Origin of the sequence: Pseudomonas sp. LM13 (genome assembly GCF_041381355.1) — a bacterium.
Taxonomy (GTDB): Bacteria; Pseudomonadota; Gammaproteobacteria; order Pseudomonadales; family Pseudomonadaceae; genus Stutzerimonas; species Stutzerimonas frequens.
In genome coordinates, this window is record NZ_JACBXH010000007.1 from 80,932 (window position 1) to 93,108 (window position 12,177).

Sequence of the window (12,177 nt, forward strand, 5' to 3'; positions counted from 1 at the left end):
AGACCCGAAGCCGAAAGCGGAGCGTTCCGTTCCCGGCTTCAGGCTTCCAGCCGCTTACTGCGATTTACGCACCCGCAGATACCACTCGGAGAGCAGGCGAACCTGCTTCTCGGTATAGCCGCGCTCGACCATGCGCACGACGAAATCGTTGTGCTTCTTCTGGTCTTCCTTGCTGGCCTTGGCGTTGAAGCTGATGACTGGCAGCAGGTCCTCGGTGTTGGAGAACATCTTCTTCTCGATCACCACGCGCAGCTTCTCGTAGGACAGCCACGACGGATTCTTGCCGTTGTTGTTGGCGCGGGCGCGCAGCACGAAGTTGACGATCTCGTTGCGGAAATCCTTCGGGTTGCTGATGCCAGCCGGCTTCTCGATCTTCTCCAGCTCCTCGTTGAGCGCCACGCGGTTGAGGATCTCGCCGGTTTCCGGGTCGCGGTATTCCTGATCCTGGATCCAGAAGTCGGCGTAGAGCACGTAGCGATCGAAGATGTTCTGCCCGTACTCGCTGTAGGACTCGAGGTAGGCGGTCTGGATCTCCTTGCCGATGAACTCGATGTAGCGCGGCGCCAGGTATTCCTTGATGAAGCGCAGGTAGCGCTCGCGCACCTCGGCGGGGAACTGTTCCTGCTCGATCTGCTGCTCCAGCACGTAGAGCAGGTGCACCGGGTTGGCGGCGATCTCGTGCGGGTCGAAGTTGAACACCTTGGAAAGAATCTTGAAGGCGAAGCGGGTGGAAAGCCCGTTCATGCCCTCATCGACGCCGGCGGTGTCGCGGTATTCCTGGATCGACTTGGCCTTGGGATCGGTGTCCTTGAGGTTCTCGCCGTCATAGACGCGCATCTTCGAATAGATGTTGGAGTTCTCTGGCTCCTTCAGGCGCGACAGCACCGAGAACTGCGCCAGCATTTTCAGCGTGTCCGGCGCGCAATGAGCCCTGGACAGCGAGCTGTTGGCCAGCAGCTTGTCGTAGATCTTGATCTCATCCGACACGCGCAGGCAGTACGGCACCTTGACGATGTAGATGCGGTCGATGAAGGCCTCGTTGTTCTTGTTGTTGCGGAAGCTGTGCCACTCCGACTCGTTCGAGTGCGCCAGCAGGATGCCGCTGTAGGGAATCGCGCCCAGGCCCTCGGTGCTGTTGTAGTTGCCCTCCTGAGTCGCGGTCAGCAGCGGGTGCAAGACCTTGATCGGCGCCTTGAACATCTCGACGAATTCCATAAGGCCCTGGTTGGCCCGGCACAGCGCGCCCGAGTAGCTGTAGGCGTCGGCATCGTTCTGCGGGAATTCCTCGAGCTTGCGGATATCCACCTTGCCCACCAGCGAAGAGATGTCCTGGTTGTTCTCGTCACCTGGCTCGGTCTTGGCCACGGCGATCTGGTTAAGGATCGACGGATAGAGCTTGACCACGCGGAACTTGGAAATGTCGCCGCCGAATTCCTGCAGGCGCTTGGTGGCCCAAGGCGACATGATCGAGTTCAGGTAGCGTGGCGGAATGCCGTAGTCCTCTTCGAGGATTTGCGCGTCCTCCACCGGGTTGAACAGCCCCAGCGGCGACTCGAAGACAGGCGAGCCCTTGATCGCGTAGAAGGGCACCCGCTCCATCAGCTGCTTGAGCTTTTCAGCCAGCGACGACTTGCCGCCACCCACCGGGCCGAGGAGATAGAGGATCTGCTTCTTCTCCTCCAGGCCCTGTGCGGCGTGGCGGAAGTAGGACACGATCTGGTCGATGCATTCCTCCATGCCATGGAAATCCTCGAAGGCCGGATAACGGCGGATCACCTTGTTGGAGAAGATGCGCGACAGTCGGGGATCGGTCGACGTGTCCACCAGCTCGGGCTCGCCGATCGCCATCAGCAGGCGCTCGGCTGCGCTGGCATAGGTCCTTGGATCCGCCTTGCAGAGATCAAGGTACTCCTGGAGCGAATATTCTTCCTGGCGGGTCGCTTCGAAACGTTGTTGGAAGTGGCTGAAAATGCTCATGACTTCACCTCGATCGATGCACGAATAGGCGCGTCATCAGGCACTCTGGAGCCCGGCCGAAGTGGCGGCCAGTGGAGTTCCCCCGAACACCTAATGGTCGAAACCCTGAATTCCGTCAGCCGTTTCCCGGCTTCGTTTATTTGGATGGCCTGAACTCAAGGATAGTTCGGATTCGGCAAGATCAAGGGCGGAGAGGGGATTTCCGCGCTGCCGTTCGGCTGTTGATAGCGCCTAGCCCGCGGATGGCGGGCGATCGGAGGGAAATAAATTTTTACGCTTGTTCGTCGCGCGCGACATCGGCCGGGTAGGTATGCCGCCAGAGTTCGAAACCGCCGTCGAGGCTGTAGACGTCAGAAAAACCCTGATTGACCAGATAGGCCGCGGCGCTCTGGCTGGAATGGCCGTGATAGCAGGTGACGATCAGCGGGTGATCGAGATCGGCTGCGGCGATGAAGTCCGGCAGCGAATGGTTGTCCAGATGCAGTGAGCCACTGATGTGACCATTGGCATAGCTCTGCGGGTCGCGAATATCCACGATCACCGCGCCATTGCTGCGCATGGTCTGGGCTTGTTCCGGCGGGATGCGTTTGAAGTCTGTCATGCGGGCTTACCGTGTTCACATTCGCAGCGATGTATTTCGCCACTGTCGAGGTTCATCAGCGTCATGGCGTTGCCCCAGACGCAGCCAGTATCCAGCGCGAAAACGTTCGGCTCGTCGCACTGGCCTTCCAGCGCCGCCCAGTGGCCGAAGATCAGCTTGACGTTGCGGGTCTTGCGGTTGCTGTGGCTGAACCAGGGCGCGTAGCCGGCGGGTGCGCTGTCGGCGCCTTCCTTGGCGTCCAGTTCAAGGGTGCCGTCCGCCTTGCAGAAGCGCATGCGGGTGAAGTAATTGGTGATCAGGCGCAGGCGCGGGACGCCGTGCAGCTCCTTGTTCCACTTCGCCGGCTGGTTACCGTACATGCCATCGAGAAAGGGCAGCAGCAGGGCATCGTCCTGCAGCGCCTGCTCAACCTCGGCGGCGCGACGCAGGGCCTTTTCCAGCGACCATTGCGGCGGGATGCCGGCGTGCACCATGGCGGTGTGCCGCTCGGCATCATAATGAATGAGCTTCTGCTGGCGCAGCCAGTCGATCAGGTCTGCGCGATCCGGTGCGTCGAGGATCGCCTGCAAGGTATCGGACTTGCGCATGCGCTCGATGTTATGCGCCACCGCCAGCAGATGCAGGTCGTGGTTGCCCAGCACGGTGATCGCCGAAGACTTGAGATCGCGCACGAAGCGCAGTGCTTCCAGCGATTGCGGGCCGCGGTTGACCAGATCACCGGCCAGCCACAGGCAGTCGCGCGAGGGGCTGAAGTCGACGCGCTCCAGCAGGCACTTCAGGGGCTCCAGGCAACCTTGCAGGTCACCAACGGCATAGGTCGTCAATGCAATGCTCCGGGTACGGCCAGGCGGAACGGTGCAATGACGGCATCGAAGCTGTGCCCGTCCTCGGCCACCATCCGATAACTGCCCTGCATGCTGCCGACACAGGTCGGCAACAGCGTTCCACTGGTGTAGACGTGGTGCTCGCCAGGCGCAATCAGTGGCTGCTCGCCGACGACGCCGGCGCCACGCACTTCCTGCACCTGGCCGTCGCCGTCGGTGATGATCCAGTGTCGCGACAGCAGCTGCGCCGCCACCTCGCCTTTATTCTCGATAGTTACGGTGTAGGCAAAGGCGTAGCGGTTTTGTTCCGGCTCGGATTGCTCGGCCAGATAGCGGGGCGTGACGCTGACGTCGATGCGGTAGCGTTGTTCTTCGGGCATGGACGGCTCGCTGGTCGGCAGAGGGGGCTGACCCCTAGCTGCGCTCGGTCAGTTGATCGGAAAGGCGGACAAAGGCCGCCAGGTCCAGTTGCTCGGGTCGCAGACTGCCGTCCACGCCCGCGGCCTCGATGGCCTCGGCATCCAGAAGGCCCTTCAAGGTGTTGCGCAGGGTCTTGCGTCGCTGATTGAACGCCTCGCGCACGACGCGCTCCAGCTGGCGGTGATCGCGCGCCGGATGCGGCAGGGTTTCGTGTGGTACCAGGCGCACGATCGCCGAGTCGACTTTCGGCGCCGGGTTGAACGCTCCCGGGCCGACATTGAACAGATGCTCCACCCGGCAGTGGTACTGCACCATGATCGACAGCCGACCCCAGTCACCGCCGCCGGGCTGCGCGGCCAGCCGCTCGACCACTTCCTTCTGCAGCATGAAATGCATGTCACGGATCAGCTGGGCGTGCTCGAGCAGGTGGAAGATCAGCGGGGTCGAGATGTTGTAGGGCAGGTTGCCGACGATGCGCAGGCTCGCCGGCTCCTGGCTGAGACGGCTGAAGTCGAACTTCAGGGCATCGCCCTGATTCAGGTTGAAGTTCTCGCGCCCGGCGAACTTGGCTTGCAGGATGGGAATCAGGTCCAGGTCGAGCTCGACGACATCCAGATGTGCACCGCTGTCGAGCAGTCCTTCGGTGAGCGCTCCCTGCCCAGGGCCGATCTCCACCAACCGTTCACCGGGCTTGGCGTGGATCGCCCGCAGAATGCGATGGATCACCCCCGCGTCGTGCAGGAAGTTCTGGCCGAAGCGTTTGCGCGCGCGGTGTTGGTAATCGGACATGAAGGCAGCTCCAGGCTTCAAGCCGCAAGCGTCAAGCAAGAGCGTAAAGCGAAAAATGAAAGGTGCGAAGCTTACCAGCTGAGTCGCCGGGCCGGCACCCATTGCGAAACGGATGCCGGGGCGGAGCGGCTTCCTAAGCGGTGCCTGACATCTGATAGGCCGTTTCCAGGGCGACTTGCAGGCTGCCGATGTCGACACGGCCGGTTCCGGCCAGGTCCAGCGCGGTGCCGTGGTCCACGGAAGTGCGTACGATCGGCAGACCGAGGGTAACGTTGACCGCTGCCCCGAAACCCTTGTACTTGAGCACCGGCAGGCCCTGATCGTGATACATCGCCAGCACCGCATCGCAGTGTTCGAGGTGCTTGGGGGTGAACAGCGTGTCGGCGGGAAGGGGGCCGATCAGCTCGATGCCTTCCTTGCGCAGACCCGCCAGCGCCGGCTCGATGATTTCGATTTCCTCGCGGCCCAGATGGCCGCCTTCGCCGGCGTGGGGGTTCAGGCCGCAGACCAGGATGCGCGGCCGAGCGATGCCGAACTTGCCCACCAGGTCCGCGTGCAGGATGCGCGTGACCCGCTGCAGACGCTCGGCGGTGATCGCATCGGCGACGTCCCTGAGCGGCAGGTGGGTGGTCACCAGCGCCACACGCAGGCCGCGGGTGGCGAGCATCATTACCACCTGTTCGGTGTGGGTCAGCTCGGCGAGAAATTCGGTGTGTCCGGAGAAGGGAATGCCGGCTTCGTTGATCACGCCCTTGTGCACCGGGGCGGTGATCATGCCGGCGAAACTGCCGTCCAGACAGCCGCGTCCGGCGCGGGTCAACGTCTCCAGCACGTAGTGGGCATTGCGCGGGTCGAGCTGGCCGGCCGTCACTGTGGTGGCGAGCGGTGTGTCCCATACGTACAGACAGTTGGCAGGCGCGGGGTGGCCTGGCCAGTTCTGCGGTCCGGCATCGCGCAGTTCGATGTGCAGTCCAAGCTGTACAGCGCGCTCGGCCAGCAGCGCGCGGCTGGCGATGGCTACCAGTGGCTGCGGTTGCGCCTGGCGTGCCAGCAACAGACACAGATCCGGGCCGATGCCGGCCGGTTCGCCGGGCGTCAGAACGAAGGGGCGGGACGTGGGCATCGAGATTCTCCGCTAGGCATCTGGCGGTGATCCGCCGGAAATGAAAACGGGGTGGCGACCCTTCGGTCATCACCCCGCCTTCCTGTTGCTTAGGTGCAGCGTGCAGTTTAGAGCTTGATCTCGACGTAGGCCTCGTCGCGGATCTGGCGCAGCCAGGCCTGCAGTTCTTCATCGTACTTGCGGTTGCGCAGCAGGCTCAGCGCCTGTTGCTCGCGGAACTGCTCGCTGGTGTCGGTCGCGCGGCGGCCGAGCACTTCCAGGATGTGCCAGCCATAGGGCGACTTGAACACCGGGGACAGTTCGCCGCTCGCCGTATTGGCCATGACTTCGCGGAACTCGGGTACCAGCGAGGCCGGGTCGATCCAGTTCAGGTCGCCGCCGTTGAGCGCCGAGCCCGGGTCTTCGGAGAAGCTCTTGGCCAGCTCGGCGAAATCCTCGCCGGCCTCGATGCGGTCACGCAGGCGCTGTACCAGCAGGCGTGCTTCTTCTTCGCTACGGATCGCGCTCGGCTTGATCAGGATGTGGCGGACATGCACTTCGTCGCGTACCTGGGTTTCGCCACCACGCTTGTCCAGCAGCTTGACCATGATGAAGCCTGGCGGCGTGCGCACCGGTTGGGTCACTTCGCCGACCGCCAGCTCCTGAACTGCTGTATCGAACGGCGGTGGCAACTGTGCCGCTTTGCGCCAGCCCATGTCGCCGCCCTCGAGAGCGTTCTCGCTGGCCGAGCGGGATACGGCCAGGCGAGCGAAGTCGGCGCCCTGCTGCAGCTGCTGATAGGTATCCATTGCAGTGCGTTCGGCTGCCTGGATGGTGGCGGCATCAGCAGATTCCGGAACCGGAATCAGGATGTTGGCGAGGTGGTACTCCTCCGACAGCTGCAGCTTGCCGAGGTCCGAGGCGAGAAAGTTCTGCACTTCCTGGTTGGACACCTGGATGCGTTCGGCAACGCGGCGCTGGCGCACGCGGCTGATGATCATCTCGCGGCGGATCTGCTCGCGGGCGGTTTCCAGGCTCAGACCATCACGGGTCAGCGCCTCGCGGAACTGCTCCAGTGACATGTTGTTGCGCTGGGCGATGGTGCCCATGGCCTGGTTGAGTTCTTCGTCGGAGATGCGGATGCCGGAGCGCTCACCGATCTGCAACTGCAGGTTCTCGGTGATCAGGCGCTCAAGCACCTGCTGCTGCAGGACGTCGGTCGGCGGCGCATCGGCGCCGCGCTTCTCGATGGTCTGCTGGACTTCGCGCATGCGCTGATCCAGTTGGCTTTGCATGATGACGTCGTTATCGACGATCGCCACCACGCGATCCAGTGGTTGAACCTGGGCGAGGGCCGCAGGCGCGAGGGTCGCACCGCTCAGCAGCAGTGCGCCGAGCGCGAGCGGGCGCAGTACTTCAGAAAGCTTGGTCTTCACGTTCACGGTAGCCTTGGATGCCTTCGTCGAGGAAAGTTTCGGTCGCATTGCCGACTACGCCGCCGAGTCCCTTGAGGACGATCTGCAGGAAGATGCCGCGGTCCGGCTCGTCGTTGCGGTCGGGGTTGAGGCTGGTCTCGTCGTAGTGGATCCAGTAGCGATTGATCAGGCGCAGCTTCCAGCAGCAACTGTCGTACTCGAAGCCACCGAAGGCCTCCAGGGTGCGGCTGCGGCTGTAGTCATGCTGCCAGCGGGCGATAACGCTCCATTGCGGGACCACCGGCCAGATGACCGAGAAGTCGTGCTGGTTGATCTTGTAGTAGTCCTTGATGTACTCCGGGGTGCCTGGCGTGCCGTAATCGCCGCCATAGGTCCACTGTCCTGTTGCCTGATCAAAGCGGATCGCGTCATTGCGATAGCGATAGCCCAGGTTGATGATCTTGTTGGGGTTGTCTTCCGGCTGGTAGTGCCACATGGCGCTGCCCGAGCGGGTACTGCTCGCATCCGGATCCCAGTTGAAGGTGGAGGTGAAGCGCCAGTCGCGGTTGTATCGGTACATGTACTCCAGTGCGTAGGGCGACACGTCTGCTCTGGCATCGGCGCGGCCTGCAATGGTCATGCCAGGCAGCTGGACTTCGCGGTCCCGGAAGTAATAGCTCTGACCGATGCTGAAGCGCTGGCGCTCAAAACCGTTGGGCTCGACCCAGCGGCTGGTGACACCGAGCGAAACCTGATTGGCATCGCCGATCCGATCATTACCGGAGAAGCGGTTCTCGCGCCAGAGCGAGGAATAGCTGAAGCTGCTTTCACCGGTATCGAAAACCGGAATATCGTCCTGATCTTCCTTCGGCACATAGAGATAGAACAGGCGCGGCTCGAGGGTCTGGCGATAGTCCTGGCCGAACCACTGGGTGTCTCGGTCGAAATACAGACCGCTGTCGACACTAAGGATCGGTACGCTTCGATCAGGTGAGCGTTTGAAGTCGGTGACCCCGCCGAATGCCGGATCTCGCCCGCGAGCGTCCAAATCCAGATCATATTGGGTGTAAGCGTACTTCAGCGATGGGGTAATGAATCCCCATGCCCAGTTCAGCGGCAAACTGACACCGGGCTCTAGGTGCACGCGTTCGCCTTCGGCGCGGTTCAGGCCGCTCAGCCGATCGTCATACCACTGCTCCGGATTGCCATCTTCATTGATGAAGTTGCCGCTGCGCAGGCTGCGCTGGAAGCTGACGAACTCGGTCTTGTAGGCGAAGTTCAAGCCGCCCGGCTGGAAAGGCAGGCGCCCGTCCAGGGTCAGCTGTGGCAGGCGCTCGTACGGCGTGATGTCGGCCACCGTGGCACGCTCATAGGCGTGCATGTTCAAGCGCGCGGTATAGGTGTCGCCGCGGTAGGAGAGTGTGCCGCGCTGATCGAGATGATCAGGTTGGTCGATGTTGAGGTTGGTATCCAGATCCTGGAAGTAGTAAGGATCGCTGATATCGGTGTAGTTGACCTCGGCGAGCCAGCGCGAATCCAGACCAGTACGGTTCTGCCAGCTATACATCCAGCGCTGGTCCTCATACTCGGACTGCAGCTTGCGGTCGTCGTTGCTGTCGTCCAGGTAGGCGGCGCCGAACTGTCCCTCGCTGCTGCGCGTCAGGTAGCGGAACTCGCCTTCCATCAGCAGGCCGCGGTCAGTCATCAAGTGCGGATACAGCGTGGCGTCGAAATTCGGCGCCAGGTTGAAGTAATAGGGCGTCTGCAGCGAGAAGCCGTTGTCGCTGGACGAGCCGATGCTCGGTGCGAGGAAGCCGGACTGGCGACGATCATCGATGGGGAAGTGGATATAAGGGGTGTAGAACACCGGAATATCCTTGACCCGCAGCGTCACGTTGGTCGCCGAACCGAAGCCGGTGGCCGGGTTCAGGGTGACGTTGTTGCCCTTCAGGTGCCAGCTGTTCTCGCCCGGCTCGCAGCTGGTGTAGGTGCCGTCCTTCAGGCGGATGATTGCGGTTTCCTCACGCTTGGCGTACTGCGCGCTGCCGCGGACCTTGCCAGAGTGCACCACGTATTCGGCGTTCTCCACCTTGGCTTCGCCGCTGTCGAGGAAGATCTCGGCGTGGTCGCCGACCAGCAGTGCATCGCGGTCGCGAAAGCGCACGTTGCCGGTCAGCTCGCCGCGGTTCTCCAACTGGTGCAGGCTGGCTTCGTCCGCCTCGACCTGAATGCTGCCCTGGCGCAGGACCACATCGCCAGCTAGGGTGGCGATCTCCTGCTCCTGCTCGTAGCGGGTGGCCTTGGCCGACACGTAGGTGGGCGCTTCGCTCATCGGCGTGGTGTCGAATTTGCCTGGACGGTCCGGCTCGACATAGGTGCCTGCGCAGTACGGGCCGGTTTCGGCGAGCTGAGCAGGCGTCAGCTGATCGCGTGGCACCCAGTCCAGATGGCTATAGTCGGCGCTGCGCGAGGCCAGCGCGCGGCCCTTGCTCTCGGTGACCAGCTTGGTCGTGGCGGTCGGCTCTTGCGTCTTGGCAGTGGCTGACTTGGCTGTCCCCGTCGTGCTCACGACGCTGCCGCTATGGGTCGGGCGCGGTGGCAGTGCGGGGCTGGCTGCGTTGGAGGCACAGTTCCAGCCACCGGATGCGTCCGGCTGGCAGGCGAACTGTTCGGCGGCGATGACAAAAGGAACAGCTACCGGTTGCAATGCAAGCAGACCGCCAGTAACCAATAGAGGGAATTTTTTACGAAACGCGGGGTATTTGACTGCCATCTTGTTTTTTGGTCCGTGCTTGCGGCGAGCCATCGGCCGGCTGGGCCGCACGCCTCTCGATGGGCTGAGAGTCGGGTAGGAGCCGGCCATTGCTGGCCCGCTCCCCCCTAAGAACCGTACGTGCGCCTTTCAGCGCATACGGCTCAAGCCTTTACAAAGCCCCCTAGAGGGCCGGCTTGCTCACTTTCAGGCCATGTATGTGGAGTTGTGTATGACAAATTGGGTGCAATAGTACCCGGTTGTCCAGGGAGTCTCTACCACCTTGTGAGCGGTAGATAATGTGGTGGTCGTGCCACCCTGTTTCCCTGGTAATCGGTTGTTTGCACAGCTGACACAGTCCTTTTTGACTCTGGAACAGGCTGACAACTTGAGTCCGATACTTCAGCTTTTTCAGCATCCGCTCCATCCGCAGTTTTTCGCCCATTTCTTCCATGGAAGGATCGAAGGGGTTGTACTCCCCGCTAACCTTCTTGTGTCGCTCGATTGGCGTACCCGCGAGCGGGTACAGCGCAATTTCCCGTTTTGCCCCACTTTCCTCCGTTGCCATGGTGGCGAACACCCAATTTCTGTCGCCAGTGGTGCGGAAATACCGCTTTTGCACCCATTCCAGCGATTTGTTTGGGTGTCGCCGTTTCGCCCAACGCCAGAGCTTGAGGAACACTCTGCTGTCCATGCGGCTGTATGCCTGTTTGGCAACTACGGGCTGGTGATATAGCGCCCAGCCTCGCAGCATCGGGTTCAGCACTCGGATTAGATCCTCCTGTCTTGCCGTTTTGCTGCTCTCGATAACTTCCTTGACCTTGCTGTAAAACGCCTTGACGTTCTTCTTGCTCGGCTTGATCAGGAGCTTCCCTTGATACTTGCGGAAGCTCCATCCCAGGAAGTCGAAGCCTTGGTCGATATGGACGATCTGCGTCTTCTCGGGTGACAACTGCAGCCCGCGTATTGCCAGGAACTGCTCTACCCAAGGTTTGACCTCGTTTTCCAGCACCTCCGGGGAGGTACCTGTAATCACGAAATCATCTGCGTATCGCACCACATTGACTTTCAGCTTCTTGGCCCTTGTCACGCTCAGATGCTGCTTGAGCTGTGATTCCAGACCATCGAGTACCACGTTTGCCAAAGTTGGCGAGATGATCCCGCCTTGTGGCGTACCGGCGTCCGTTGCCCGTAGCTGACCCTTGTGTATCACGCCAGCCTTCAACCATTTCCGAAGGATCGCCTTGTCCGTTGGGACGTTGGCGATCAACCAGTCATGGTTGATGTGGTCGAAGCATCCCTGTATATCCGCCTCCAATACCCATTGGGCCGAAGCCTTCTTGGATAGGCAGACGAACAGTTGACTCATTGCATCCGCCGTCGAGCGTTCGATCCTGAAACCGTAGCTGTTTGGATCGCCGTTGGTTTCTGCAATGGGCGCCAGTGCCAGCAGATACAACGCCTGCATGGCCCTGTCGGTCATGGTCGGGATGCCCAGAGGGCGCTCCTTCCCATTCGACTTCGGAATGAACACACGCCGTAAAGGCCGTGGCTGGTATCCATGCCGCTTCAACCCTTGTGCCGCTTTCCATTTCGCGTCGGGTGTATCCCAGAGCACGCGGTCGACTCCCGCCGTGCGCTTGCCTTGGTTTTCAGTGACTCGTCGTACGGCCAAGTATCTGGCCGACTTCGAGCGGGTCAGCATCCGTTGCAAGGCTTTCACCCTGCGCCATTTGCCTTCCCGACAAGCCTTCGCAATCCGCACCTGCATTTCCCGGACATTCCGCTGCACACGACACCAGTCGATGTCGTGCCACTGCTGCGGAACACCGGAAAGCGCAGACCCGGCCTGTTGGCTGAGCTCTTTCATGCTGCTTTCCTCTCAAGATGGTTGAGCCATCCCGAGCGGAAGACACACGCAGGTCCCTGACGGGATGCGCATATCCCGCCAGGGTTGGTTAAGTTGGACTCGATGGAACCGAGCCCTAGGTTCATTGAGACAGGGTCAGTCAGAGGTCATGCGACGAAAGACCACGCAGAAGTCTGCCCGGTTTCCCGTGGGGTGATGTTCCAACCCCTATCCGAACCATTACAGCCCGGCATTCGCTTTCTCTGCGATCCCATACCCGCACCGCCAACAGCTCGCCTTGCGGCTCACCTGCCACGAGGGCGGCGATACGGGCTTACCACGTTCCCTATCTGTCACACGACTGGGTTAGGACTCGCCTTTTCACCGGAGGCGCTGATGACGACGTATCCCCACATCCCACAGAGATAACCGGCCTCGTACCTTTTGG

Annotated in this window: 9 protein-coding genes; all 9 read right to left on the minus strand. The window is 61.5% G+C overall.

Translation table 11 applies throughout. The annotated features are described in order from the left end of the window. Positions 1-54: 54 nt before the first annotated feature. The gene (locus HZR81_RS07905) at positions 55-1,977 is read right to left on the minus strand and encodes a PrkA family serine protein kinase (protein WP_102839617.1); all 1,923 of its coding nucleotides are present in this window, start codon (positions 1,975-1,977) and stop codon (positions 55-57) included. A 271-nt stretch (positions 1,978-2,248) separates the two neighbouring features. Then, positions 2,249-2,578, minus strand: a complete 330-nt coding sequence (gene glpE / locus HZR81_RS07910; RefSeq protein WP_102839618.1) for a thiosulfate sulfurtransferase GlpE — start codon at positions 2,576-2,578, stop codon at positions 2,249-2,251. After that, entirely contained in the window at positions 2,575-3,402 is an 828-nt protein-coding gene (locus HZR81_RS07915) for a symmetrical bis(5'-nucleosyl)-tetraphosphatase (protein WP_200600394.1), read from the minus strand. Before HZR81_RS07915 ends, glpE begins: the two co-directional genes overlap by 4 nt. Beyond that, positions 3,399-3,782: a Co2+/Mg2+ efflux facilitator ApaG/CorD gene (gene apaG, locus HZR81_RS07920; RefSeq protein WP_102839619.1), complete on the minus strand. Its 384-nt coding sequence runs from the start codon at positions 3,780-3,782 to the stop codon at positions 3,399-3,401. The genes HZR81_RS07915 and apaG overlap by 4 nt, the downstream gene beginning before the upstream one ends. Positions 3,783-3,816: 34 nt before the next feature. Then, a complete protein-coding gene (rsmA, locus tag HZR81_RS07925) occupies positions 3,817-4,611 on the minus strand; it encodes a 16S rRNA (adenine(1518)-N(6)/adenine(1519)-N(6))-dimethyltransferase RsmA (protein WP_102839620.1) in 795 nt (264 codons plus the stop codon). Between the two features lie 133 nt (positions 4,612-4,744). Continuing rightward, on the minus strand, positions 4,745-5,734 hold the full coding sequence (gene pdxA, locus HZR81_RS07930) for a 4-hydroxythreonine-4-phosphate dehydrogenase PdxA (protein WP_230726039.1): 990 nt from the start codon (positions 5,732-5,734) through the stop codon (positions 4,745-4,747). Between the two features lie 107 nt (positions 5,735-5,841). Further along, a complete protein-coding gene (locus tag HZR81_RS07935) occupies positions 5,842-7,149 on the minus strand; it encodes a peptidylprolyl isomerase (protein WP_253750042.1) in 1,308 nt (435 codons plus the stop codon). Beyond that, positions 7,130-9,901 carry an LPS-assembly protein LptD gene (locus HZR81_RS07940; RefSeq protein WP_500127758.1) on the minus strand — a complete coding sequence of 924 codons (2,772 nt, stop codon included), beginning with the start codon at positions 9,899-9,901 and terminating at the stop codon, positions 7,130-7,132. Before HZR81_RS07940 ends, HZR81_RS07935 begins: the two co-directional genes overlap by 20 nt. Before the next feature lie 163 nt (positions 9,902-10,064). Continuing rightward, positions 10,065-11,750: a group II intron reverse transcriptase/maturase gene (gene ltrA / locus HZR81_RS07945; protein ID WP_500127759.1), complete on the minus strand. Its 1,686-nt coding sequence runs from the start codon at positions 11,748-11,750 to the stop codon at positions 10,065-10,067. Positions 11,751-12,177: the final 427 nt, after the last annotated feature.

Bases quoted from the DNA above. Each gene is read 5' to 3' on its own strand.
- HZR81_RS07905 (WP_102839617.1), bottom strand. From the start codon at position 1,977: ATGAGCATTTTCAGCCACTTCCAACAACGTTTCGAAGCGACCCGCCAG.
- glpE (WP_102839618.1), bottom strand. From the start codon at position 2,578: ATGACAGACTTCAAACGCATCCCGCCGGAACAAGCCCAGACCATGCGC.
- apaG (WP_102839619.1), bottom strand. From the start codon at position 3,782: ATGCCCGAAGAACAACGCTACCGCATCGACGTCAGCGTCACGCCCCGC.
- rsmA (WP_102839620.1), bottom strand. From the start codon at position 4,611: ATGTCCGATTACCAACACCGCGCGCGCAAACGCTTCGGCCAGAACTTC.
- pdxA (WP_230726039.1), bottom strand. From the start codon at position 5,734: ATGCCCACGTCCCGCCCCTTCGTTCTGACGCCCGGCGAACCGGCCGGC.
- HZR81_RS07940 (WP_500127758.1), bottom strand. From the start codon at position 9,901: ATGGCAGTCAAATACCCCGCGTTTCGTAAAAAATTCCCTCTATTGGTT.
- ltrA (WP_500127759.1), bottom strand. From the start codon at position 11,750: ATGAAAGAGCTCAGCCAACAGGCCGGGTCTGCGCTTTCCGGTGTTCCG.